Below are 23,245 nucleotides of genomic sequence, written 5' to 3'. Positions count from 1 at the left end.
CAACCGGATCACCATCCGGTTGCTTTTTTAATCTTTTAAAGCTATTTTCAATTGATTAAGATTGTCTCGCATTAAACTGAAGTAACTAACACCGCGGTCATCAAATGTTTGTTTGCTAACATTAGCGATTGGGTTTAATACAAGGGGGTCTGTACCGAGCCTTTCCTGCAAAGCTTCGGCGACTTCCGTATTAACCAACTTTGAAAAAAAGATATACTTGATATCATGACGCTTAGCTTGCTCAATAGTGTGCTTTAATTTTCGTGGGGTCGGTGTTTCATTCGGAGAAATACCTGATATTGGAATTTGTTTCAAACCATATCTTTTAGCAAGATAACCGAACGCGGCATGAGACACAAGTATATCCTTGTTAGATGTCGTATTAACCAACTTGCTATAAGCTTGATCTAAATCATTTAATTTCGCAACGACGGTCTCGTAACGCTGCTTATAAATCGCTTCCCCTTTAGGATCTAACTTGATGAGCAAATTTTTAATGGATTCAGCCATCGTTTTAGCCCGCATAGGGTCAAGCCAATAATGAGGATCATTCTCACTTTCATGATGGGATGAATCTGCATGGTCATGGCCAGTTTTCTCAAGGGGAATGAGATCAATTTTTTCACTTAATTTCACAAATTCAACATTCGTTTGCACTGTTGTTTTAGCTTGTTCGGCCCATTGTTCTAAACCCGCACCTAAATAAATCATCGCATCAGCATCATTCAGCTGAATCAAATCCTTGGCTGTTGGTCTATAGGCATGCGGCTCAACGCCAGGGGGAATGATTTGCTTAACATTCGCTCGCTCTCCAGCTATTGTTCGTGTAAAATCGTAAATTGGGTACATGCTCGTATAGATTGTTAATGATTGATGTCCGTTATCCTCATTCCCTTGATCCAGATATCCGCAAGCTGACACACTCGCAACAACCATCGCCAGCATTATGAGTATATATACCTTTTTTTTCAAAGCCTGTCACGTCCTCTATTCTTACTATTGCCATCAACTTCAAATCATAATCATTACGATTAACATTATACATAGTAATCTACTCTTTTGTAAATAGAAATGATTACGATTCACTGCCTTTATTGATATTTCCTTTTTTACATAAAAATACTCCCTCGAAAGTCGAGAGAGTGTTGAATCTTTTATTTATGATTGTTTGGCTTTTTGCTCAAATAACGTTGTACTGTGCATAGGTTGTCTGCGCGCGCCCGGGTCAATGTTCATCTTGATTTCATTGATGGCAACAGGTGCTTCACCGAATCCTGTCGCGATGAGATTAATCTTGCCATCATACGAATTGATATCACCGACCGCGTAAACACCTTCAATATTCGTCTCGTATTTGCCATTCACGACAATCGAATTCTTCTCGATATTCAAGCCCCAGTCTTTAAGCGGCCCCAATGATGATACAAACCCATAATTAACAATCATATCATCAATCTTGACCGTTTGAACATCTTCAGGATCTTTTGGATTGGCGATGGTCACCTGGTCAATATTGCCGTTATCGCCTTCCAGACCTGCGGGAACGTAAGGAGTCATAACCTTAACCGATGATTCATGAAGCTTAGTGACGCTTTGCTCATGAGCCCTAAAACGGTCGTTCCGATGAATTAATGTTACGGATTTCGCAATAGGTTCAAGCATTAAAGCCCAGTCGACAGCTGAATCGCCACCGCCGCATATGAGAACATCTCTATCCTCAAATTGACTAACGTCTTTCACAAAATAATGCAAATTACCATTTTCATATTGTGTTGCTTCATCCAATTTTAATTTCCTTGGTTCAAACGCGCCAATGCCCCCGGTAATAATAACTGCCTTGGATCGGTGTTCAGCTTTATCTGTTTGAATAACAAAACCATCGGCATCTCTTTCAATACCTTTCGCTGTTTCCGATAAGGCGATATCTGGTGCAAATTGCATCATTTGGTCAGTGAGTTGGTCAACGAGATGTTGTGCTTTTATTTTAGGAATACCACCGACATCATAAATATATTTTTCCGGATAGACAGCCGAAAGTTGCCCGCCCAAATGCGGCAATGCCTCAACGATGTTCACTTTCATATCGCGCATACCCGCGTAAAAAGCGGTGAACAGGCCAGCCGGACCTCCACCGATGATTGTAACGTCATATCGCGTATCGTTCATGTTCCTTTCCCCCTGTATGTCAAAACAATTATGCTTTGAAAACGATTATCAATTATCACTATGCTAGTATGACGCAAAGGAGGCTCATTTGCAAATTTAAATCACTAATAATTAATCGTATGATCCTTCCCTGTTTTTGAGCATACGTTTGTAGAGTTGATAATTTTCTTCGTCATAACAAACAAAAAACACTTTACGAATTGAGGACTCAGGTTGAGTTTGAAAAAAACGTTTCACCGTTTGGATGGCGACGTCTGCTGCTTGTTGTTTTGGATATCCGTAGACCCCTGTACTGATATTCGGAAAAGCTATTGTTTCAACGTCAAGCTGTTCAGCCAACATTAAAGATTGGTCATAGCAACTTTGCAGCAATGCTTGTTCGGTTTGACTATCCCCTGACCAGACTGGCCCAACCGTATGAATAACATATCGTGAAGGCATATCTCCTGCTGATGTATAAACGGCATCTCCTGTTGGGCAGTTGTTTTGTCGCTTCTTGATGATCTGACATTCCTGTGAAATTTGCGGACCACCTGCTTTATGAATAGCACCATCCACACCCCCACCGCCAAGTAATGACTCATTAGCAGCGTTAACAATGGCATCAACATCCAATTTCGTAATATCTGCTTGAAGCAGATTTAACCTTGACATACCCTCACCCTTAAAGTTTTTGAATCGAACACACACTCTGTAATAGTACGAATCAACAGTGCCTTAGGTTTCAACCATTCGTCATTTTCTTCAGTTTAACACGAAAACAATAAAAATAGGGACTGATCCGTTTATAGGATAGTCCCCTGCCAACCTGAGTATTGGATCACTCAATGTTGTTTGATATAATTATTATTGAACAAATTTTTTAGATTGCTCGCCATTGGTGCGAGCTTTTTTTGTGTTTGCTTTGTTACGTTTCAAAAAGAAGTCTGGAAGAATCCCCGGAGGAACGGGTCGATTTTCAGCCGCCGACACATTTTTTAACTTTTTCATTTCTCATTCACTCCCTCTATAATTCAGTTATACGATGATTAGATGGAGATATAACCATTTAATCGCAGTATATCACACTATATTCAATAAATAACCACAAAATACTTTAAAATCGTCTAAAATAAAATTAAATTGGTACTCATCATCTTAAATACCATTATACTATGCCCTTTTTCTATTTATTCTCATCTGGAACTCCATAATGAGTTCTCTCCATCTTATCCGGTGTTTTAGCATATAGATAACTATCCGCAAGACGCCCGTCCATGAGACGGTCTTCATTTTTTAAAACACCTTCCAAAGTATAACCAGCTCTCTCAGCGACCTTCTGACTTTTCCTATTGTCAACAGCGATAAGCATTTCCAACCGTTTTGCCCCAACATGGTGAAATGCAAAATCAGTCAATCCTTGAACCGCCTCAGTCATATAGCCTTGACCCTTTTCATAACTATTGAGCCAATACCCTATCATGAATTTGGGTAGATCCCAATGCGGGTGACTCAACCCCGCTGAACCAATGAACTGACCTCCCTCTTTATGAAAGATATGAAAGCGCAAAGCTTCTCTTAATATAAATTTAGCACAGGCCTCCCGAACATTTTTTTCACTCTCTTCAACTGTTGGAATGTCTTTTGCAAAGGCCATCCAAGGTCTTAGATCATTAATTGAATGACAGATGGCTTCGTTAATGACTTGACCATCCCCTGGCTTTGGCATCCGCAGAATCAGTCTACGCGTCTTAATTTCTGAAGGGAAATCCAATAGAATCGGATCCAACTTTATCCACACCTCTTTATAATTGATGATGTTACTGATCTAACTGCCCATTCATCTCATTACGAAAAGCATACGAAAACAATAGTGACACAAGAATCGCCCCGCCAATGATATTACCGATACTTGCAGGAATTAGATTAAAGAACAAGTAGTCAGTCCAGCTATATTGATCTGAGGCAATCACTCCAAGACTAAAATATCCCATGTTTGCAGCACTATGTTGGAAATTCCCGGCAACGAACAAGATCACCGGAAGTGCCGTACCCGCCATTTTGCCAATTAGATCCCGTGCGGATGTCGTCAAAAATGTCGCCATGCCGATCAACCAATTGGCAACAATACCTGATAAAACCACCTGAAGCCATCCCCACCAGCCGTGTTCACTGAATTTCATTTTATGACTCAGAAGCGTCTCCAGCTCTTTTGAAAAACTTGGATCCATCGAGTCGGAAAAAAGAATGAGCATCGCAACAAACAACGCACCGATGATATTCCCTATATAGGTAGCAAGCCAGAATTTTAAGTGACGTTTTTGAAGCCAATAAGGTTTTTGTAATAGATAGGTAGGAAGCAGTACATTCACTTCTGTAAATAAAATAGCTTCAGACATAAATACCATTAAGTATCCCGTCGCAAACCCAAGACCGGATAACAAATAAGCTAAGCCCTGCTGATTAACGCCCATGGTCAGCAAAATTGAAAAAACAGCACCAAACGTCATAAAGGCTCCAGCTTTTATTGAGAGAATAAACTGCGCGGACATCTCTTTTTGAAGGTGATCTTTCCCTTTCTGGCTAAATGTATTCATGATTTGCGAAGGGACAAAATATTGTCTTGAAGGTTGTATTAGTTTATTTTCTTGATTATTTGACTTGTGATTATTGTAAGCCATTTGTCACCCTCCGACTTTATTAGAATATGGGTTGTTTACCCGTATAGCTAAAGATCATAACATTTTCCGTCTTCCGTCTACATAACATTTATATTAAGACTAAGACATTTTCTTCATAGTGAGGGCCAAAAAACAAGTCTTTGTACCTGGCATTTTTTATTCATTTCTGTGGAAACAAGAGCATATTCGACTGTTATAGAGGATATCTAGGCTATTAAAAGAAAGGTGCATTTAAAACGTTCACACCTTTTAATTTTCACAATAATTACTATATATCGAATTTGAACGAGTCATAGCTTCCATTTAAAGTTATATACAGGCATAGATTACGCTACATCTTTCATACTTTACCATTTTTTATGGAGGTGATGTCTACATAACTATTGTGCACAAGTGATCGTCGAAGATCCATTAATTTTTAAATTTTGAAACAAGCATTGTTCAAAAATCGTTTTTTCATCAATGCTTGGTTCGAAATACTATGGGGGGTTAAGAAATGAGAAAAATTACAACAGTTTTGGTGTTATGTCTATCTCTGATTTTATTATCTGCCTGCGGTTCTTCTGATGAAACGAGCAGCGGTGATAGCGACAGTGGAAGTGGAAACGGAAGTAAAAGTAAATTAGCCGAACTAAAAGATAAAGGGACGGTCACCGTTGGGTTTGCGAACGAAAAACCCTATGCCTATAAAGAGGACGGTGAGCTTAAAGGTGAGGCTGTAGCTATTGCTAAGGAGATCTTCAAAAACCTTGGTGTTGATAAGATGAAAGGTAAGCTTGCCGATTTCGGCCAACTCATTCCAGGCTTAAAAGCCGGTCAATTTGATGTCATTACTGCAGGGATGGCTATTCAGCCCAAACGATGCGAAGAAGCAGACTTTGGTGAACCGGAACTAAAATACGGCGAAGGTATTGTTGTCCAAAAAGGCAATCCAAAAGATATTCATAGTTATGAAGATATCGCCAATAATTCTGATATAAACGTATCTGTCATGTCTGGAGCAACAGAAATTGGCTTTTTAAAATCCCAAGGGGTCAGTGAAAAGCAAATTAATCAGGCTCCTGATATTCCGGCAACATTCTCTGCTATCCAATCAGGACGTGCTGACGTCACAACAGCAACGGAAATGACATTGAAAATGGCCGTTGAATCAGCTGACCAAAGCAAACTCGAATTCGTTACTGATTTTGAGCAGCCGGATGTTGAAGGTGTACCAAGTTACGGTGCCGCTGCATTCAGTAAAGATAGTGATGAATTAAGAAAAGCTTATAACAAAGAACTTAAAAAGTTAAAAGACAATGGCAAACTTCTGGAACTTGTCAAACCTTCTGGATTTGGTGAAAGAAACCTTATTAAAAAAGATCTGACGACTGAAGACCTTTGCAAAGGATAAAGGGATATTGATTAGGATGGGCAGATCCCTAAACAAGGGATCTGCTTTCCTGCTACAGAAAGGGTGAGCCGAATTAGTCAATATAGCGAAATCTTCTCAGTATTAATTAAAGGCATCGATATCACGCTATACGTTTTAGTCCTATCCGCTATTTTGGGTTACTCAATGGCGTTTATCGCCGGTTTTGGCCGGCTTTCTAATAATAAATTGATTCGCAAGTTTACCGGTTTTTTCGTAGAAATTTTCCGGGGAACTTCCTTAATTGTCCAATTATTTTGGTTCTATTTTGCCCTGCCAGGCCTATTTGAAAGTATCGAAAGTATGCCCGGTCTTTGGGCAGGCGTTTTAGCCATATCACTCAATTATGGCGCCTATATGTCAGAAGTGGTACGTGGGTCGATACTGTCCGTTAGTAAGGGGCAAACGGAAGCCGCAACTGCCCTGAATATGTCACGGTTTCAGCGTATGCGTTTAGTGATTTTTCCACAAGCCGTTCGCATGATGCTTCCCGAATTTGGTAATTACCTTGTTCAAATGTTGAAAGCGACATCGCTCGTTTCCCTCATTGGCTTATCTGATATTCTATACCATGGTGACATTTTTAGGAGTACTCATATTTCATTGGCACCAACCGTTTTTGGGTTAATTCTTATCTTTTATTTTATAATGGCACTGCCATTAATTGGATTAACAAAATGGTTAGAACGGTTGTCATCGAAAGGGGTGGCGAGTGAATGACTTGGGATTGGAGTACCGTATTTGATTGTTTTCCCTTGATTTTCAAAGGTATGTGGATCACACTTGGACTCACCATCGCCTGCTACGTATTTGCTTTAGTTTTTGGTTTTTTCTGGACTTTCGTTAAAAGAATTCCATTAAAGCCGCTTCAATGGGTGATAACGACTGTTATTGAATTCATTCGGTCAACACCCCCTCTGGTTCAGTTATTCTTCTTATACTATGCATGGCCAATGGTGCCCACTGTAGGCGTAACTTTAAATCCGATAACAGCTGCCATACTGGGATTAGGGATTCATTTCAGCACCTATATTTCAGAAATCTATCGTTCCGGAATAGAGTCGGTTGATAAAGGGCAATGGGAAGCCGCAACAGCATTGAATCTATCAACTCGGCAGAAGTGGACTAAAATCATCTTACCACAGGCGATTCCACCAACGATTCCAATGCTCGGTAACTATTTGATTATTATGTTTAAGGAAGTCCCTCTGGCTTCAACCATTAGCGTTTCAGGTATGCTGTTAATGGCGAAAAACTTCGGTTCAGCGAACTGGGCTTATCTAGAACCCTTAACTCTTGTTGCTGCCTTTTTCCTTATTCTGAGTTATCCTTCAGCCCTACTTATTAGTAAACTTGAAAAGAAACTGAACCGCCGCTTTGATAAGAGCCAACCTACAGGAGCAAGCAAGATTGATGATGAAGGAGTGGTCGCAAATGGTTGATCCGATTGTCAGTTATAAAAACATTCATAAGTCATTTGGGGATGTTGACGTTCTTAAAGGAATTGATCTAGACATCGCCCCTGCTGAAAAGATTGCACTGATCGGCCCAAGTGGTTCCGGAAAAACAACGATTATCCGTATGCTCATGACACTGGAGCAGCCAACCTCTGGCATCATCGAGGTCGATGGTCATTCACTTTGGCACATGGAGAAGAACGGTAAACAAGTGCCTGCCAATGAAAAACATTTGCGCCAGGTCCGTGGCGACATCGGGATGGTGTTTCAACATTTTAACCTATTCCCTCATATGACGATTCTAAAAAATTGCATGACATCTCCGATTCACGTCCAAGGTATCTCTAAGAACGAAGCTAAACAACGTTCAGTCGAGATGCTAGAGAAAGTCGGTTTAGGTGATAAATTAGACGTCTATCCAAACCAACTTTCCGGCGGACAAAAACAACGTGTGGCCATGGCTCGTGCCCTTGTCATGCGTCCGAAAGTGATGTTGTTCGATGAAGTCACTTCTGCGCTTGACCCGGAGCTTGTCGGTGAAGTCCTTGAAGTCATCCGTGACATAGCCAAAGAAGGCGAAATGGCAATGATCTTGGTCACACATGAAATGGAGTTCGCTCGTGACGTCGCTGACCGTGTCCTCTTCCTAGATAATGGTACAATTGCCGAAGAAGGGACACCAGAGCAAGTACTAGAGCATTCGAAAAGCGACCGATTACAGTCGTTTCTCAGCCGGTTCCGCGCCGGTTAAAAAAGAGCGTGTCCTTCAGGACGCGCTCTTTAAATATGTTCCTTATTGATTTAAATGGATGGATAAAACCCATTAATTATAATGAGATAAATGCGACACTTGATTAAACGCCTTAACCTGCCACTGCTCTTCTAAATACTCGATATTACTGATGCACGCGTTAATAAGCTTCGTCTTCCCAGACCCTACGTCACCATCCGACAAAGTTGTTAAAATCGCATTAATCACGGCACCGTGCGCAACAAGTAAAATTTTCGCGTTATGATACTTCTCATTGATGGCATGAATGCCCGCCATCACCCGATCGCGCATATCTTCCCATTCTTCCTGATCGGGATAGGTTCTACCTGGATAGAGCTCATCACGCTCAGGTATAGTTAGGCCTTCCCCTTCGCCAAAAGATCTCTCTTGAAATTCATTCATGACTTCAAGAGGCGCTTGTAAATTTTGATTAATAATGGCAGCTGTTTCCTTAGCCCGCTGCAAAGGGCTTGTTATAATGACATCCCAATCATCATTTTCCAGAAACTGCTGACACTCTTTTGCCTGAAGTCGCCCCGTTTCATTTAATGGAATATCGGTTTTCCCCTGTAATTTTCCTAAAGCATTCCAATCCGTCTCGCCGTGTCGCACTAAACAAATTGTTGTTATGATGTCCAACCCCTTTTCTATCAACATTCCTCAAGTGTTTTTAATATCAGAGCTTCATCGACAGGAATAGAGTAATGACTATTTTCAAATTGCTTCATATTCCCGATTCGATCTTGAAACACGAAACGAATACTTCCTTTTCGAACTTTTTTGTCAGTATACATTTTTTCTAATAAAGATTCATGACTTATATCACTTGGCATTTGCACCGGTAATCCAGACTTTTTCAGAAGGGAAATGATTCGATTTACATCTTCTTCAAGTAAAAAGTCCAATCTCTGTCCCAATTTGGCTTGAATTACGAGACCAATCGCAACCGCTTCTCCATGAAAAAGTTGATAACCACTTAAAGCTTCTAAGGCCCTACCTGCTGTATGCCCCAAATTGAGAATTTGCCGTAAATTGGTTTCCAACTCATCCTTTTCAACGACACTATACTTGATTTCACAATTTTTAAAAGCAATATGTTCACAAACAGCTTGATTCAGTATAAGTGTGCCATCAGTAGAGACAATTTTATCAATGTTCTCCTCTAGGTAAACAAAAAACTCTTCATCGGCCAGGCAAGCATGTTTGATCGTCTCAGCCAGTCCACTTCTTAATTCACGAACGGGCAGCGTTGACCAAGTTGCCAAATCAATATAAACCTTCTCAGGTTGATGAAATACACCAATTAAATTAGTAGCTACAGGTGTGTTAACAGCCGTCTTACCGCCTACCGACGCATCTGCGGCAGCTAACAAGGTTGTCGCATAGTTGATGCAAGGAATACCCCGGCTGAAGGTACCGGCAACAAAACCCGCTAAGTCAGTCACCGCACCACCGCCTATAGCAATGATACAACTATCCCGGCCGAATGACTTCTCTAACATTAGATCTTCAATGCTTGCTTTCGTGTGCCGAGTTTTGGATGTCTCTCCTGATGGAAATGAGAATAATTCAACATCAAATCCTTGCTGTTTCATTTTTTCTAAAAGTTGATCACCATAGATGTCTTTGACTTTTGAATCTGTTATAATCGCATACTTATTGACACCCGTGACTAGATCACTTTTCAAATCATTGATTAGAACATCAACAAGATGAAAACCGATTTCAATATCATAGGACTGATCAACCACTTTTTTGATGGGTATATGTAACTGTGCCATGGCAAATGCCTCCTGCTAATAATCATATTACAAATATCGTCCATCCCTTGCCAACTGTTCCATTTTCAAATCAATCATTCATATATTTTTAATTTTTTTGACAACCAAAAATGCGATAGTTCCTGCTAAACCAGTGCTGATGATCGTTGGAATGATTGAACCATTCCCATTAAAAGTCACCTCATGTGATAAGTTTTCACTTTGATACCAAGCATCAGAGATATCTGGTGTATAGGCCAACGTCATGATCCATCCTGATAACATTTGAAATACAGCAAATAACAGCAAAAGACTTATTATAAAAATCAGATATTGCTTCATTTCTTAATCCCCCAATCTCCCAAGTTTGTTAGTCACAAAATCGGCAATCCCACCTTTTACTTTTTCCACCTGCGTTTTAACAAAATGAAACAACTCAATAGCACAATGACACAAATCAGCTTAATCAAATAACTTGCCATAAAAACAATGAACAAAAATGACAGGACAATCAATGCCGATAACAAAAGACGAGTCTTCATGAGACGATTCATACCGAACACCCCTGTCACTTATGCCTTCATGATAAAGAAGCTAATAAATCCGATAACTTGACGTCTGCCATGGAAGCAATGACGCGATCACTTCTATCAAAATTCAAACCTTGGGTAATTTCATTAGGAACAACGACACAGGTCGTCCCTGCCGTTTTTGCTGCATGCAAACCATTCAGTGAATCTTCAAAAACAACCGTATGATTTGACGCTACTTGTAATTTTTCCAAAACTTGCAAATAAAGGTCAGGGGCTGGTTTGACTTGCTTGACATCATCTGCGGTTACAACAATATCAAAATCATCAAAAATACCATGATTTTTCGTATGAAACGACACCCAATCAAAATCAGAACTTGAAGCAAGTCCGATCTGCAACCCCATTTCCTTGGCTGATCGCAAGTAATCTTTCACCCCGGGTCTTAATGTTTCTTTCTCCATGAGTGCTTCCTGCGTCCTCGTAGCAGCCTGAATCAAATCCTCAACTTCGACAGGTTGATCCAACAAATCGCGCAATTGTTCGTAAGGATTGAAGGCATCAAGTGACCCGCCGACACTTTGTAAGTATTGTTCGAGAGAAATATCGTGTCCATGGTCATGATACAGTTGTTTAACCGCTTTGTACCATGCCGTTTCTGTATCAATCAACAAACCATCGCAATCAAAAATAACAGCTTCAAACATATGTATTGGCCTCTTTCAACCTTGTTTTATAATCTAGAATCTTATATGAATCATTACCTGAATTATACCAAAAAGCTAGTTGTCATGCTTGAATGATTTAAAACAGTTTACAATAATATCGGTTCAAGTTTTTTATTACAATGGACCTAAATCAAATGACTCTTTAAAATCTAGGATGCATTAACTTAAAATGGAATTCTAATCATAGTAAACTTTTTTAAAGAAGGGATTATAATGGCAAAGTACTTGTATATCAATCTCCCAGCTGAAGGACATGTCAATCCAACCCTTGCCGTTGTTAAGGAACTAGTTGAAAGAGGCAATCAAGTGGTCTACTATGCCACTGACGACTTTAGTTCCAAAATCACGAATACGGGTGCTGAATTCCGATCTTTGGGTTCAGGGATAAACATCAATCAAATGATGGAGGAAAAAGAACCCAATGTGATCATGGACCACTTTGTTCAAATGATAGAAGGCACCGTTGATAAGGTTTCTGAGGATATTAAAAATGATTCGTTTGACTGTGTTCTATATGATGCCAATGCATTACCAGGGAAAATGATAGCCAAACAACACCAATTACCCTCAATATCAACATGGAGCATTTTTGCCATCGATGATCAGGGAACGATGTTCGAAAAATTACACGAACAATCCCAGTCCCAAACCATAATAGATCCTGATCGCTTAAACCCATGGATACACCATTGGCGTGAGAAGTATGACCTTGATCTACCTGAATTTCCCCAAGCGATGCTTTGTGAAGGGGATTTAAATATTGTTTTTACTTCAAAATATTTTCAAATGGAAGCAGAGAAGTTTTCAGATGACACTTATACCTTTGTCGGTCCTTCCTTGACTGAGCGGGAAGACAGTGAATCAACATTCCTCCCGTCGACTGCTCATCAGCCAATTCTTTTCATGTCGATGGGAACCGTTTTAAATAATCAACCTGATCTTTATCAAAAGGTCATTGAAGCCTTCGCTGATTTTCCTGGGACGGTTATTATGAGTGTCGGCAAACAAATTGATATCTCTAGTCTTGGAGCTGTTCCCGATCATTTTATCGTCAAACCTTATGTTCCTCAACTGGAAGTGTTGAAACATACGGATGTCTTTATTACCCATTGTGGTATGAATAGTACAAATGAAGCGCTCTATCATCAATTACCGCTTGTGATGTTACCGGCCGGAAACGACCAGCCCATCATAGCCCAGCGCGTTGAAGAACTCGGAGCAGGAATTCGCTTAAATATCGATACCGTTTCTCCAAACGACCTTCGTCAAGCGGTTAATGAGGTGATCAAAAACTCGACTTACCAACAGCAGGCTGCCAAAATCAGTGAATCATTCAAAAACTCTGGTGGTTATAAGCGGGCCGTTGATACCATTCAGCAATTTATGGAGGATTATCATTTCGATCATGAAGATCATTCAAAAAAGTATTCAGAAACGACATAAACTAAAAATCAACATATTAGCTAACCCCCGACTGAACAATAGTTGGGGGTTAGTTTAGGCTGATAGGAAAGAACATCAGCTTCCAGTCTTCTGAGAGTATCCCGGGTTTACCGTAACAAAACACTTGCTGACCGTTCCAAGCCGCTTTTTACTATCATATTTTAAGTGCAATTTGTTGGATATCTTTAAGTTCATTCGCGCTATTAAAATTCAATAAATAAACATCAGGATTTGAGAGGCCTTCCCAGTCTGAAAAGGAAAAATCAGGTTGATAGTGTTTCAAAATGAGTGACATCAAGCCTCCGTGGGTCACGACAGCTGCGGACTGATCATTTTCTGCATATAATATGTCGTTAATCACGTTCACTCCCCTGTTCATGCCTTCTCTAGAGGATTCGCCCCCTTCATATGTCACATCCAAATCTATAAACGACTGTGCTAATTTTTCATACCAGTCTTCCATTGGATGTCGACTCAGCACCCTTTCGCATAAGCGTTCATCTGTTTCAATATTCATGTTTAACATCGTTGCTAATGGCTGAATGGAAGCAATGGCTCTATTAAATGAGCTCGACTTAATTTGACCAATGCCCTTATTTTCTAATAGATGAGCCAATTTATAGGCTTGCCTGTTACCGTCATCTGTCAATGCGGCTTCATGGTCTTGTCCTAATGCCTGGCAATGTCGAATTAAATAAATCTCTTGCATAAATGATAGATCTCCTTTATATCCCTATTAATTAGTTAACATAATATTATTATATTCACCCTTTGATTCCAGTCTATATTTGTTGAAATAATTCAAAAAATATATAGTATAATATAAAAAACGATGTAAAGAAAGGAATGTGAATGATGACTGACAAAAAAACTCATATTGTTCACGAGCAACCCTTTTCTAGGGATAATATGGATATTCGTATTTATCTAGCTATCCTCTAATCGCAACGTTTCTAAAACCTTTTTGCCGAACCCGCCTAACTCTTCTTGAGCGTATGCACGAATCACTTCTGGAGCCAAGGATGTGAGCATTCTTTCAACATAGATAGGATCTATGTTTTGAAATTTCGCCTCAGCTTCAAGCTCAGTGGCCATTTTTAGCGCATAATAGGTTGCGAGTTTGTTGCCATTGGAAACAGTCTGTTCTTCATCAATGACGATGTTCCCGATAGCACTGAAAAGATGATTGACAGGTTGATTAACGGGTTGCTCGGTCACAAACAAACCGTTTCCCCGAAGCTCCAAATCGGCGGCATTTCCCATTAACTTCATGGCAACAATCGATAATTGGGGAAACTTTTGTTGGATCTCCTCTGTATCTTGGGCCGTTGCCATATTAATAAAGGTTGTCGCTTTCAAAAAATGGTACTCATGCTCATTGATAAATTCCGATACCGCACCAGGCGGTATCGCTAAAATGACTGTTGAAAAACGATGAAAATCATCCAATGACACTGCTTTAGCAAGCTCATATTTCTGTGTGAACGAATGTTTCTTATCAGAATGAGGATGAAAGACGGCAACTTGAATGCCCGCTCGATTCCATTGTGTCATGAGGGCGTGACCCAAGCGACCGATGCCAACTAGTAAATAACTGATAGCAATCCCTCCGTACCTTTTATGTATGAATGGGTTTATAGTGATCTTGATATTCTTCTAGATTTAAAACTTCAATCACTCCGGACTGATGCAAGACGGTTTCGACGAAATCCTGAACATTGAGATCAGGCAATTCATAGTCCTCAGCAGTATTAACCGTCCCAGTTGCTTCTTCAATGAAGGTCACCTGATACCCGCGATCATAAGCGGCAATTGCCGTGAATTGACAACAAAATTCCGTGTTATAACCCACAATGGTGACATGGTCAATCTTTAATTGCTCTAATAACGGTTGTAGACTTGTGTTAAAAAAAGCGCTCGGCGTTTGTTTTTCTACAATATGATCAACGTTAGCCTCAATGTCAGGATGAAGATTGACACCAGACGTTCCTTTTTGCACCGGACTGCCTTCTGCTTCATCAAAATGGCGCATTGCAATGATCGGCTCTTTCTTAGCCTGAAAATCATTCATAATTTGTTTAATACTTGCGACTGTTTGATTAGAATCCGTCAACTGCAACAACCCTTCTTGCACATCAATCACTAGCAAAGCTCGCATACACCATTCCCCTTTTTAATCAAAATCAGGTTCAAACGTACTAGTATCCCTTGCCTCAAAACACATCTTTAACTGTTCATGATTTGTGCGACCTTCAGATAGGGGTGGCAACTGATTGTAGGGAAAAAATTGCGCGTCACTTGTTTCAATATTGGTTTGAAAATCACCACCATACCCGTCACATTGAACGAACAATTTATAGATGCCATACGGCGCGATTGGAACATTATGGTGTTCAGTGTCATGAACGGCAAGGATTCGTTTTGGCTGTACGTCGATCCCCGCCTCTTCCTTTGCCTCTCTTCGTACATTTTCACTCAATGTAAAGCCGATATCAGCCCAACCCCCGGGCAAACACCACTGCCCATCCGATTTTTCTCGGACGAGAAGAATAGCGTCATCCTTAAAAACGACAGCACGGATGTCAATTTTCGGTGTTTGATAGCCTGATTCATTTGCAAATAAATCTCTGACTTTCTGCTCATCAAGCTCCGTATAGCGACTCATGATGTCAACACTCATTGCCCGAATCTGCTCATACCGCTCTTTGTCAAAAGCATCATGACCGTAATGAAGTCCAGCTTGAGCAATCGCTTGCAATTGTTTGGCGTATTGAAGCCATTGAGGTTCTTCGACCATAGAATCTTCCTTTCTATTGTGGGGTTAGACCCTTCATTATAAATTCAATGGTACGATCCATTTCAATCTCTTCATTCCATTCAACTTCTGGTAGCAGGACAAACCTTGATAAAAGGTAGCCCGCAACGGACGACGCCGTCATCCTAATGACAGATGACGCCGGGATATTAATAATTTGGCCTTTGGATTGATAATGTTCAACAATCACGGCCAATTTATTAAACACTTGCCTACCTACATGTTGTTTAAATTGTTCTTTCAATTCCGGCTGAAATGGGATTTCCTGCAGCATAATTTTGAGAATCGGCAAATTCTTTTTTAGGAACACTTGTCGATTCAGTAGCAAAGCTTTAAGGAAATCACCAAAGGTTTCATAGTCGTGATCAAGAACCTTGTTAAGATCTTGGATTAAGAAAGGGGCAACTAATCGACTCATGACGGGTGAAACAATGGCGATGAGTAACGCCTTCTTCGTGGTATAATGCCGGAAAATCGTCCCTTCAGCTACCCCAGCTTGTTTAGCGATTTCACTTGTAGACGAACCTGCAAAGCCTTTTCTTGCAAAGATATCAACCGCCGCTTTGATAATGTTTCGCTGCTTTTCAGTTAATTGTTTGTTGTCTTCTATCGTTAATTCATATATGGATTCGACTTGATCCTTATCAACCATAATATCAAAAACCCCTTGCTTACTTCATTGTCTCCATTATAGCCGACGATGCTTCTTCAATGCCAGCACATTCAGTGTCATAAATACTAGAGCGAATCCGAGTAACACATAGATATTAAGTGCGATTTCTTGCCAGCCGTAGCCTCTAATCATGACGTCCCTTAAAGCATCAGCGACATAATAGAGAGGTGTCATAGGACCAATCCAACTGACCCAATCAGACACCGTTTCTAAATTGAAAACGCCAGAGAAAAAAAATTGTGGAACAATCACTAAGGGAATAAATTGAATCATCTGTAACTCATTATTAGCAAATGCTGATAACAATGTCCCTAAGGTTAGCGCTGTAAAGGCAGTTAACAGGGTTACTAAAATCACATACATAAAGTTTCCAACCATCATCATATCTAAAATATAAATCGCAAACCATGCCAAAACGAACGTTTGAATAGCTGTAAAAAATCCAAATCCAAGAATATATCCAACAACAATTTCAAACCGGCGTAATGGCGTTGTCAACAACCGTTCCAATGTTCCAGTGGTTCTTTCCCTAAGGAAGGATACACCAGCAATCAAAAAGACAAAGAAAAACGCAAAAAAGCCAATAAAAACAGGTCCAAAGTTATCAAATGTATTCATGTCTTCTGAACCATGCAAATAGTTAATATCAATCGATTGGTTAACTGTCCCTTGACTGCTTTTAAACACTTGTTGGATGGCCCGGAGCGTAGCCCGATTCGCACTAGGATCACTGCCCTCTATGGTTAACATCGGTTTTTGAGCATTAAAACGGACGATGGCATCCAACTCTGTGTCATGCAATCGTTCACTGGCTTCATGTTCAGGTAACACTGTAACAGTGGCCTTTGTGGTCTCGATCTTATGTTCAAAGATTGCTGGTGGATCGACGAGAGCAATATCCGGATGATAGGTTTTATCTGTAAAAACTAAGGATAATAGAGTTAATACAAATAACGGGGCAATAATTAAAAGGGCTAAAGTTCGTGGATCGCGAAAAAATTGCTTAATAATTCTGATAAACATCGCTTGAATTCGCATCATTCTGTCCCCCCATAGTATAAAAATGCACTTTCAATGGTTGCCCTATCTGTTTCTGCTTTGAGTTGTTCTGGCGTCCCTTCAGCCATTAATCTGCCATCACGGACCATGCCCAATCGATCACATTTTTCCGCTTCGTCCATCACGTGTGTGGTGATGATGATGCATGTGCCATTTCGCTTGAACTCTTGAAATGTTTTCCATATCCGCTGTCTTAGCACCGGATCAATGCCTACTGTCGGTTCATCCAAAATTAATAAGGCCGGACGATGAATCATTGCAATCGCTAACGATAGACGACGTTTCATCCCCCCGGAATAATGACCTACTTTTTGATTGATCGCATCCTCTAATCCAACACTGCTAAAAGCTTGTTCCAAACGATGGTTAATGGTTCTTTTTTTCAGTCCATACAATGAGGCAAAGAAGTTTAGGTTCTCTTTCGCTGTCAATTCACTATACAGAGCATCTGACTGTGCCATATATCCAATCTTCTCCATAACCTTTAAATGAGGCATTTCGGTATTCAAAACATAAATTTTACCAGTACTTGGTGATTCAAGACCAGCAATCATCTTCACCAATGTCGTCTTTCCCGCGCCTGATGGTCCTAACAATCCGTAAATTTCTGGCTTGTTGATATTAATATTAATATCTCTTAACACCTGATGGGATCCATAAATTTGACTGATACTTTTAGCTTGAAGAAAATGGGTTTCCACAATAAGGCCTCCTTTTGATGAGTGATTACTCACTCTGTATTATAACATGCTTATGGCCAATTTTGGGAACACAGAAATGATATAGTCTTGTCATTATTAATTTGAACTTTTTGGGCAAACTAAACTGTAACTAACTTCGACACCGTAAAGGGAGATATCAATGCACATAACAATCACTATATGGGCATTATTTGCAGCCTTGCGATGGGGTGACTGGGAACATTTATATGAATATCACACCACAATGCTCTATATGTCGACCATGAATTTATTATATTTTTTTCTAACATTCCAATATCCTTTGTGGGAAGTTCAGGCTCATTTAATTCCTTCCTACACGATTGTATCCCTTCTCTATACATTCATTGTTTTCCCGTGTACAGTCATACTATTTTTATCTAACTATCCTACAACTTCTATAAAGAAGTGGATTCATATCGGGAAATGGATTGCGATCTATATAGGGATTGAATGGATCGGGGGACTCTTTGGGCACATCATTTATCATCATGGCTGGAATTTGAGCTGGTCCTTGATATTTCTTTGTATTATGTTTCCCATGTTAAGACTTCACCATCGAAGACCTTACACTGCATACCTTATCTCTATTTTTATTATTATCTCTTTAATGATGATTTTTAACGTCCAATCATTCGACATATAAGGCAACAAGATTGCTTGAAGGAGTAGGAGCCTATGAACAGATTATTACTATGGATATTTCTTATTGTTGGCTTCATACTATTGTATTATAGTTTTAAACAATCTCCCAGAAAAAAAGAATCGCTGATCGTTTTCTTATTAACAGCCTATATCGACTCTTTTCTTGGTACATTAGTTGTTGGAGCAAACCTTGTTCAGTATCCTGTCAAGTTTTTAAGTCAATATTTCAGTTCAAGTATTCTTTTTGAATATCTTTTACTCCCAGTTGTCGCTGTATATCTTTATAAGAGAACTTATCAATCAACATTTACCGAGATGATCCTACACACAGCTCTATACACCACTTTATTAACAATCATTGAAGTGAGCTTCGAGAGATATACTGATCTCATTAAATATCAAGACTGGTCATGGCTGTTCACATTCACAGGTGAATTTATACTTCTTATTCTAATTCGTTCCTTCATGCGATTGATCAATAAATAGGAATAAAAAACCTTATTAGGTTAAACTGAGCCTAACGATCGAGACTGAGTACGTCGAATGACTTTTAGCCTAATTCCAATAATCAGCCATATGTACCAAGGGAGTTATTCATTGTTCATTGAATGTTTATGATGAATCTAATTTTGAGGAGGTCAAACATTCAATGAATCATTTGTTAAAAACTTGCATAATGGCAGTGACAGGCATCTGCCTAATCCTTGGTATGTCAGTTCCTTCCGTCCATGCTCAGGTTGGTTCCATTCCTAAAAACACTAATCATACAGGTAAGGATGTCAACGTACCGCAATCTACATTTAAACAATATCTGAAGGCACCGATTAAGCCATCTTCTGTTGGTTTAGGGCCAGCAAAACCTAAATATGATATGGACATCCGGTATGATGCTGAAAAGCATTCAGTAGCAGGGTCGATGGAAGTTAGTTTTAAAAACAATCTTGGTTCTGATTTGGAAAATGTCTACTTCAATCTCTGGCCAAATGCCGATGTATTTACAGAAAATGATGGCGGTATAACGGTCGAAAACGTTAAAGTTAACGGCAAACAAGCAAATTATAAAGTCAACAAAACCAAGTTGCACATTTCTGACGTCAAACTAAAAACAGGAAAACGCGCCACTGTTCGCATGGACTTTAATGTCAAAGTCCCGCACCAACAGGATCGGTTTGGTTGGTACAATCAAACCGTATCACTTGGAAACTGGTTCCCTATTCTAGCTGTCTACGATAACGAAGGTTGGAATCTTGATCCATATTACCCCTACGGTGAAGCTTTCTATTCATTGACGAGTCAATTTGATGTCACACTGACGACAGATGCGTCTCAAGTGATCGCGACAACGGGTACTGAAATCGGTCAACCGAAAGTTAAAAACGGGAAAGCGACGCACCGTTACAAAGCCCATCATGTCAGGGACTTTGCACTTGAGATGGATCCCACCTATCATAAGGAAACGAAAAAAGTGAACAACGTCAAAGTCAATGTCTATTATACGGATCAATACGCAAAACATGCTGATGCGCTCATGGCATCAGGTGAAAGAAGTATTCAACTCTTCAGTGATAAATTCGGGCGTTATCCTTGGCCTGAATTGGATATCGTCAGCATGGAAGGATGGTTCGGCGGCATGGAATATCCGCAACTTGTCATGATCAGTTTTGCCGGACAAACAACGGATCAACAAGTGGAGTCGGTGACCGCCCATGAGATTGGCCACCAATGGTTCTATGGCATCATCGGTAATAATGAACATGATGAACCATGGTTGGACGAATCATTTGCCACTTATTCTGCGGCATTATACGACGGTACGCTTGATCAACTCACAACACCGGCTCCGGAGGCGGACTACGCTCACCTATCATCACCGGTAGCAACATTTACTGAGCATGCGGCTGAAGGTGGCATCAATACCTATTACTCTACCATTTATGATTATGGTTCAAGAACGTTGAATGACTTGCGCTTAAAACTCGGTGATGACGTCTTCTATGAAGCCATGAATGATTATTTCAAAGCTAAAAAGTTCGATGTCACAACCACTTCTGATTTCATCAAGGCCATGGAGACATCCAGTGGAAAGGATCTTACCGAATTCTTTAATAATCACAGGGTGTTTATTTCAGATCAACGATAGCAATAATCAATCCCGTCTAAGAAAGGTAGACGGGATTGATTAGTTTTATAGCCTTTTAGGTTTATTTTTTTCCAAGCCAACTACGAAGCAAACGGTAAACTAAAATGATGGCGATTAAGATCAAGCCGTTTTCGGATAATAGAAAGTCCCATAGTTGACCAACCATATTAAAAAACTTAGCCAATGTAGAAAAGACGATATCTGTCAATAGATTGGCATCTCTTTGGATACCCAACTGTTTTTCTACGATGGCTATGATATCGATTTTTGCCCAAATAATAAGTAACACAATGATAGCTAACAATAGACCGAATTTCCGGTTCATATTGGTCTCCCTTTCCTAAAAACGGTTATTAAAAGTGGTTCTTCGGTATGTTATATTCAACGTCTATACCTTTATCACCTGCCTTTTTTAGCACAGCTTTCTTATTATGTCTATTTTCAGTACAATATGATATATAGATTAACTATGTCAGGTAAAAAGGTGAATGTCTATGAAACCCTTCTCTGTAAATCGTTCGGCTGTCCGTCGTTTCCTGCTTGAGAAACAGGGGCTAGTTTCTCATCATGAAAGTACTCCAGCTTCTGATCCTGAGACAGTACTACAAATGATCTGCCAACTTGAGTGTGTCCAGCTTGACCCCGTTTCCGTCGTGGAGCGTAACCAACATTTGGTTTTAGGCAATCGACTGTCGGGATACAAACCCGAACATTTAAATATATTGCTAACCCAAGGTAAAGTCCTTGAATACATCGCTAATGCTGCATGTGTGATGCCCATCGAGGATTATTCAATTCTTGGACCTGTTCGTGAACGCCTACAAAGGCAGGTTGAGCAACCGCTAAAGCAATTGGATCACGTTGCCACAGCTGTTCTTAATCGTTTGGAAACTGAGGGACCGCTGCCATCGCGCGCATTTAAATCAAACAACCGCGTGCATGGTTATTGGGATAACCAAACACCAAACACAAAAGAAACATCACAGGCTTTGAATCTTCTGCTTGATGGTGGTTTTATAAGAGTTGTCTATCGGGAAGGCAATGAACGCTTTTTTGCTATCACCAAGCGCACGATTCCTGAAAATATTCGTCAGCATGCGGAAACTCTCAGCATGTCGGAAGCTCAAGCATTACTTACTAAAAAATACATGCGAGCGTACCGCCTGTTTGACCCGCAGGATGCTCGATTTGGGTGGCAAAAGATGACGGCTGCTGAACGTCGTGCCGAGATTGACGAACAAGTTTCGGCAGGTACCGTCATACCCTTGGATATTAATAACGTCAAACGACCGTATTTCATTCTAGCTGATGACCTTGACAAACTTCGAGAAATGGATCGAGAAGTGTCTAAGGATCCAGTGTCTATAGATGGTCCAATCCGGTTTCTATCACCTTTAGATAATTTACTGTGGCGCCGAGAACGTTTAGTGGATCTGTTTGATTTCCGTTACCGATGGGAAATTTACACACCACAATCGAAACGGCGTTACGGACCATATGCCATGCCCATTTTATACGGAGATCGTTTGATTGGACGCATCGACCCACGATTGGACAGAAAGGATCAGCGTCTCCTTATCCGTCTGCTTCAACTTGAACCTGATATTGAATTAACGCCGGAAATGCGCCGTTCTATTCAAGACGAACTGAATAGGTTCGCCGCTTTTCACCAAGCCCGTGATATTGTAATTGAACAAACCGAACCGAATACCCTCAATATCTAATTCAAAGCATACAAAGACGACCAACCTAAAATGGTTTCTTGCACATCCAATCGCCCGATGCGAATCGTTTGATAGCCAAGTGGCTGTGCTCCCATTCGTTGGTAGAAACCAACTGCAGGATTCTCACTTAACACAGCGACGGTCATATTATCGATCCCATGCTCATATAGATGTTCGGCACCCTTTTTCAATAACCGACGGCCATATCCTTGTCCCTGATAGTCAGACAATAAATAAACGGCATAGAGCTCACCCTCATAAGCATATGGTTCAAGACGATTCGATCCAACACTCAAAAAGCCGGCCATATCACCGGTATCATCGAAAGCAACGAATGTTCGGTTCAGCTTGGAATCTTGGTCTAGAATTTGTTGCCATTGTTTCTCTTTCTCATCGTAAGATAATTGCTGGAGCACATCTTGATCAACAATGGACCCGTAGGTTGACCGCCAACTGTCAACGTGGACTTTAGCAATGCTACTAATATCTGTTTTTAACGCTTCTCGTATCATATAATGACGCCTCGCTTTCTCTATCATCATG

Annotated in this window: 28 protein-coding genes; 9 read left to right on the top strand and 19 right to left on the bottom strand. The window is 40.2% G+C overall.

Annotation, left to right across the window (positions count from 1 at the left end):
* Positions 1–27: 27 nt before the first annotated feature.
* From B9Y89_RS13080 to B9Y89_RS13060, 6 genes are all read right to left on the bottom strand, one after another.
* Positions 28–972, bottom strand: coding sequence for a metal ABC transporter solute-binding protein, Zn/Mn family (locus B9Y89_RS13080; RefSeq protein WP_085523655.1), 945 nt, complete (start codon positions 970–972; stop codon positions 28–30).
* Between the two features lie 186 nt (positions 973–1,158).
* Entirely contained in the window at positions 1,159–2,166 is a 1,008-nt protein-coding gene (locus B9Y89_RS13075) for an NAD(P)/FAD-dependent oxidoreductase (protein ID WP_085523654.1), read from the bottom strand.
* 111 nt (positions 2,167–2,277) lie between these two features.
* Positions 2,278–2,820 carry an O-acetyl-ADP-ribose deacetylase gene (locus B9Y89_RS13070; RefSeq protein ID WP_085523653.1) on the bottom strand — a complete coding sequence of 181 codons (543 nt, stop codon included), beginning with the start codon at positions 2,818–2,820 and terminating at the stop codon, positions 2,278–2,280.
* Between the two features lie 192 nt (positions 2,821–3,012).
* Positions 3,013–3,156 (bottom strand): hypothetical protein, encoded by a 144-nt coding sequence (locus tag B9Y89_RS19080; RefSeq protein WP_176222216.1) that lies wholly within the window; start codon positions 3,154–3,156, stop codon positions 3,013–3,015.
* Positions 3,157–3,331: 175 nt separating this feature from the next.
* Positions 3,332–3,934: a GNAT family N-acetyltransferase gene (locus B9Y89_RS13065; RefSeq protein ID WP_085523652.1), complete on the bottom strand. Its 603-nt coding sequence runs from the start codon at positions 3,932–3,934 to the stop codon at positions 3,332–3,334.
* Positions 3,935–3,965: 31 nt separating this feature from the next.
* Positions 3,966–4,826: a formate/nitrite transporter family protein gene (locus B9Y89_RS13060; RefSeq protein ID WP_085523651.1), complete on the bottom strand. Its 861-nt coding sequence runs from the start codon at positions 4,824–4,826 to the stop codon at positions 3,966–3,968.
* Positions 4,827–5,322: 496 nt separating this feature from the next.
* Between B9Y89_RS13060 and ehuB the strand changes: the two genes are divergently transcribed.
* From ehuB to ehuA, 4 genes are all read left to right on the top strand, one after another.
* Positions 5,323–6,219: an ectoine/hydroxyectoine ABC transporter substrate-binding protein EhuB gene (gene ehuB, locus B9Y89_RS13055; RefSeq protein WP_085523650.1), complete on the top strand. Its 897-nt coding sequence runs from the start codon at positions 5,323–5,325 to the stop codon at positions 6,217–6,219.
* 72 nt (positions 6,220–6,291) lie between these two features.
* Entirely contained in the window at positions 6,292–6,957 is a 666-nt protein-coding gene (locus B9Y89_RS13050; RefSeq protein WP_176222299.1) for an amino acid ABC transporter permease, read from the top strand.
* The gene (ehuD, locus tag B9Y89_RS13045) at positions 6,954–7,679 is read left to right on the top strand and encodes an ectoine/hydroxyectoine ABC transporter permease subunit EhuD (protein WP_085523649.1); all 726 of its coding nucleotides are present in this window, start codon (positions 6,954–6,956) and stop codon (positions 7,677–7,679) included. Before B9Y89_RS13050 ends, ehuD begins: the two co-directional genes overlap by 4 nt.
* Positions 7,672–8,445: an ectoine/hydroxyectoine ABC transporter ATP-binding protein EhuA gene (gene ehuA, locus B9Y89_RS13040; RefSeq protein ID WP_085523648.1), complete on the top strand. Its 774-nt coding sequence runs from the start codon at positions 7,672–7,674 to the stop codon at positions 8,443–8,445. The genes ehuD and ehuA overlap by 8 nt, the downstream gene beginning before the upstream one ends.
* A gap of 72 nt (positions 8,446–8,517) precedes the next feature.
* Here ehuA and B9Y89_RS13035 read toward each other — a convergent pair whose 3' ends face one another.
* The 4 genes from B9Y89_RS13035 to B9Y89_RS13020 form a co-directional block, all read right to left on the bottom strand.
* Positions 8,518–9,096 carry a histidine phosphatase family protein gene (locus tag B9Y89_RS13035; protein WP_085524735.1) on the bottom strand — a complete coding sequence of 193 codons (579 nt, stop codon included), beginning with the start codon at positions 9,094–9,096 and terminating at the stop codon, positions 8,518–8,520.
* A gap of 20 nt (positions 9,097–9,116) precedes the next feature.
* On the bottom strand, positions 9,117–10,247 hold the full coding sequence (aroB, locus tag B9Y89_RS13030) for a 3-dehydroquinate synthase (RefSeq protein ID WP_085523647.1): 1,131 nt from the start codon (positions 10,245–10,247) through the stop codon (positions 9,117–9,119).
* A gap of 78 nt (positions 10,248–10,325) precedes the next feature.
* Positions 10,326–10,568, bottom strand: coding sequence for a hypothetical protein (locus tag B9Y89_RS13025; RefSeq protein ID WP_085523646.1), 243 nt, complete (start codon positions 10,566–10,568; stop codon positions 10,326–10,328).
* A gap of 238 nt (positions 10,569–10,806) precedes the next feature.
* Positions 10,807–11,463, bottom strand: coding sequence for an HAD family hydrolase (locus B9Y89_RS13020; protein WP_085523645.1), 657 nt, complete (start codon positions 11,461–11,463; stop codon positions 10,807–10,809).
* Between the two features lie 234 nt (positions 11,464–11,697).
* Between B9Y89_RS13020 and B9Y89_RS13015 the strand changes: the two genes are divergently transcribed.
* Positions 11,698–12,927 (top strand): macrolide family glycosyltransferase, encoded by a 1,230-nt coding sequence (locus B9Y89_RS13015; protein ID WP_085523644.1) that lies wholly within the window; start codon positions 11,698–11,700, stop codon positions 12,925–12,927.
* 154 nt (positions 12,928–13,081) lie between these two features.
* Here B9Y89_RS13015 and B9Y89_RS13010 read toward each other — a convergent pair whose 3' ends face one another.
* The 7 genes from B9Y89_RS13010 to B9Y89_RS12980 all read right to left on the bottom strand — a co-directional run bounded on the left by B9Y89_RS13010 (position 13,082) and on the right by B9Y89_RS12980 (position 18,178).
* A complete protein-coding gene (locus tag B9Y89_RS13010; protein WP_085523643.1) occupies positions 13,082–13,636 on the bottom strand; it encodes a histidine phosphatase family protein in 555 nt (184 codons plus the stop codon).
* Positions 13,637–13,854: 218 nt separating this feature from the next.
* Positions 13,855–14,505 carry an NAD(P)-binding domain-containing protein gene (locus tag B9Y89_RS13005; RefSeq protein WP_254901300.1) on the bottom strand — a complete coding sequence of 217 codons (651 nt, stop codon included), beginning with the start codon at positions 14,503–14,505 and terminating at the stop codon, positions 13,855–13,857.
* Between the two features lie 40 nt (positions 14,506–14,545).
* Positions 14,546–15,085, bottom strand: coding sequence for a cysteine hydrolase family protein (locus B9Y89_RS13000; RefSeq protein ID WP_085523641.1), 540 nt, complete (start codon positions 15,083–15,085; stop codon positions 14,546–14,548).
* A gap of 15 nt (positions 15,086–15,100) precedes the next feature.
* Positions 15,101–15,724, bottom strand: coding sequence for an NUDIX hydrolase (locus B9Y89_RS12995; RefSeq protein WP_085523640.1), 624 nt, complete (start codon positions 15,722–15,724; stop codon positions 15,101–15,103).
* 13 nt (positions 15,725–15,737) lie between these two features.
* A complete protein-coding gene (locus tag B9Y89_RS12990; protein ID WP_085523639.1) occupies positions 15,738–16,394 on the bottom strand; it encodes a TetR/AcrR family transcriptional regulator in 657 nt (218 codons plus the stop codon).
* Positions 16,395–16,430: 36 nt separating this feature from the next.
* Positions 16,431–17,453 carry an ABC transporter permease gene (locus tag B9Y89_RS12985; RefSeq protein ID WP_085523638.1) on the bottom strand — a complete coding sequence of 341 codons (1,023 nt, stop codon included), beginning with the start codon at positions 17,451–17,453 and terminating at the stop codon, positions 16,431–16,433.
* Complete coding sequence (locus tag B9Y89_RS12980; RefSeq protein WP_441351502.1) at positions 17,453–18,178, bottom strand: ABC transporter ATP-binding protein; 726 nt, start codon at positions 18,176–18,178, stop codon at positions 17,453–17,455. The genes B9Y89_RS12985 and B9Y89_RS12980 overlap by 1 nt, the downstream gene beginning before the upstream one ends.
* A 157-nt stretch (positions 18,179–18,335) precedes the next feature.
* Here B9Y89_RS12980 and B9Y89_RS19610 point away from each other — a divergent pair, with 157 nt between their 5' ends.
* From B9Y89_RS19610 to B9Y89_RS12965, 3 genes are all read left to right on the top strand, one after another.
* Positions 18,336–18,839: a CBO0543 family protein gene (locus tag B9Y89_RS19610; protein ID WP_085523636.1), complete on the top strand. Its 504-nt coding sequence runs from the start codon at positions 18,336–18,338 to the stop codon at positions 18,837–18,839.
* Positions 18,840–18,871: 32 nt separating this feature from the next.
* Positions 18,872–19,324, top strand: a complete 453-nt coding sequence (locus B9Y89_RS12970) for a CBO0543 family protein (RefSeq protein ID WP_085523635.1) — start codon at positions 18,872–18,874, stop codon at positions 19,322–19,324.
* Positions 19,325–19,487: 163 nt separating this feature from the next.
* Entirely contained in the window at positions 19,488–20,978 is a 1,491-nt protein-coding gene (locus B9Y89_RS12965; protein WP_085523634.1) for a M1 family metallopeptidase, read from the top strand.
* Between the two features lie 61 nt (positions 20,979–21,039).
* Here B9Y89_RS12965 and B9Y89_RS12960 read toward each other — a convergent pair whose 3' ends face one another.
* A complete protein-coding gene (locus B9Y89_RS12960; protein WP_085523633.1) occupies positions 21,040–21,303 on the bottom strand; it encodes a hypothetical protein in 264 nt (87 codons plus the stop codon).
* 169 nt (positions 21,304–21,472) lie between these two features.
* On the opposite strand from B9Y89_RS12960, the gene B9Y89_RS12955 reads away from it, so the two are divergent.
* Entirely contained in the window at positions 21,473–22,702 is a 1,230-nt protein-coding gene (locus tag B9Y89_RS12955) for a winged helix-turn-helix domain-containing protein (RefSeq protein WP_085523632.1), read from the top strand.
* On the opposite strand, the gene B9Y89_RS12950 is transcribed toward B9Y89_RS12955, so the two are convergent.
* Entirely contained in the window at positions 22,699–23,214 is a 516-nt protein-coding gene (locus B9Y89_RS12950) for a GNAT family N-acetyltransferase (protein WP_176222215.1), read from the bottom strand. The genes B9Y89_RS12955 and B9Y89_RS12950 overlap by 4 nt on opposite strands.
* Between the last annotated feature and the right edge of the window lie 31 nt (positions 23,215–23,245).

It is taken from the genome of Tuberibacillus sp. Marseille-P3662 (assembly GCF_900178005.1).
GTDB lineage: Bacteria > Bacillota > Bacilli > Bacillales > Sporolactobacillaceae > Marseille-P3662.
This window is presented reverse-complemented; position numbering and strand designations above follow the sequence as displayed.

Coding starts and splice junctions, on each gene's coding strand:
- B9Y89_RS13020 (WP_085523645.1), bottom strand. CDS start 11,463: ATGTTTGAAGCTGTTATTTTTGATTGCGATGGTTTGTTGATTGATACA.
- B9Y89_RS13060 (WP_085523651.1), bottom strand. CDS start 4,826: ATGGCTTACAATAATCACAAGTCAAATAATCAAGAAAATAAACTAATA.
- aroB (WP_085523647.1), bottom strand. CDS start 10,247: ATGGCACAGTTACATATACCCATCAAAAAAGTGGTTGATCAGTCCTAT.
- B9Y89_RS13015 (WP_085523644.1), top strand. CDS start 11,698: ATGGCAAAGTACTTGTATATCAATCTCCCAGCTGAAGGACATGTCAAT.
- B9Y89_RS12955 (WP_085523632.1), top strand. CDS start 21,473: ATGAAACCCTTCTCTGTAAATCGTTCGGCTGTCCGTCGTTTCCTGCTT.
- B9Y89_RS12965 (WP_085523634.1), top strand. CDS start 19,488: ATGAATCATTTGTTAAAAACTTGCATAATGGCAGTGACAGGCATCTGC.
- B9Y89_RS12990 (WP_085523639.1), bottom strand. CDS start 16,394: ATGGTTGATAAGGATCAAGTCGAATCCATATATGAATTAACGATAGAA.
- B9Y89_RS12950 (WP_176222215.1), bottom strand. CDS start 23,214: ATGATACGAGAAGCGTTAAAAACAGATATTAGTAGCATTGCTAAAGTC.
- B9Y89_RS12960 (WP_085523633.1), bottom strand. CDS start 21,303: ATGAACCGGAAATTCGGTCTATTGTTAGCTATCATTGTGTTACTTATT.
- B9Y89_RS19610 (WP_085523636.1), top strand. CDS start 18,336: ATGCACATAACAATCACTATATGGGCATTATTTGCAGCCTTGCGATGG.
- B9Y89_RS13010 (WP_085523643.1), bottom strand. CDS start 13,636: ATGCAAGAGATTTATTTAATTCGACATTGCCAGGCATTAGGACAAGAC.
- B9Y89_RS13075 (WP_085523654.1), bottom strand. CDS start 2,166: ATGAACGATACGCGATATGACGTTACAATCATCGGTGGAGGTCCGGCT.
- ehuD (WP_085523649.1), top strand. CDS start 6,954: ATGACTTGGGATTGGAGTACCGTATTTGATTGTTTTCCCTTGATTTTC.
- B9Y89_RS12985 (WP_085523638.1), bottom strand. CDS start 17,453: ATGCGAATTCAAGCGATGTTTATCAGAATTATTAAGCAATTTTTTCGC.
- ehuB (WP_085523650.1), top strand. CDS start 5,323: ATGAGAAAAATTACAACAGTTTTGGTGTTATGTCTATCTCTGATTTTA.
- B9Y89_RS19080 (WP_176222216.1), bottom strand. CDS start 3,156: ATGAAAAAGTTAAAAAATGTGTCGGCGGCTGAAAATCGACCCGTTCCT.
- ehuA (WP_085523648.1), top strand. CDS start 7,672: ATGGTTGATCCGATTGTCAGTTATAAAAACATTCATAAGTCATTTGGG.
- B9Y89_RS12970 (WP_085523635.1), top strand. CDS start 18,872: ATGAACAGATTATTACTATGGATATTTCTTATTGTTGGCTTCATACTA.
- B9Y89_RS13025 (WP_085523646.1), bottom strand. CDS start 10,568: ATGAAGCAATATCTGATTTTTATAATAAGTCTTTTGCTGTTATTTGCT.
- B9Y89_RS13000 (WP_085523641.1), bottom strand. CDS start 15,085: ATGCGAGCTTTGCTAGTGATTGATGTGCAAGAAGGGTTGTTGCAGTTG.
- B9Y89_RS13070 (WP_085523653.1), bottom strand. CDS start 2,820: ATGTCAAGGTTAAATCTGCTTCAAGCAGATATTACGAAATTGGATGTT.
- B9Y89_RS12995 (WP_085523640.1), bottom strand. CDS start 15,724: ATGGTCGAAGAACCTCAATGGCTTCAATACGCCAAACAATTGCAAGCG.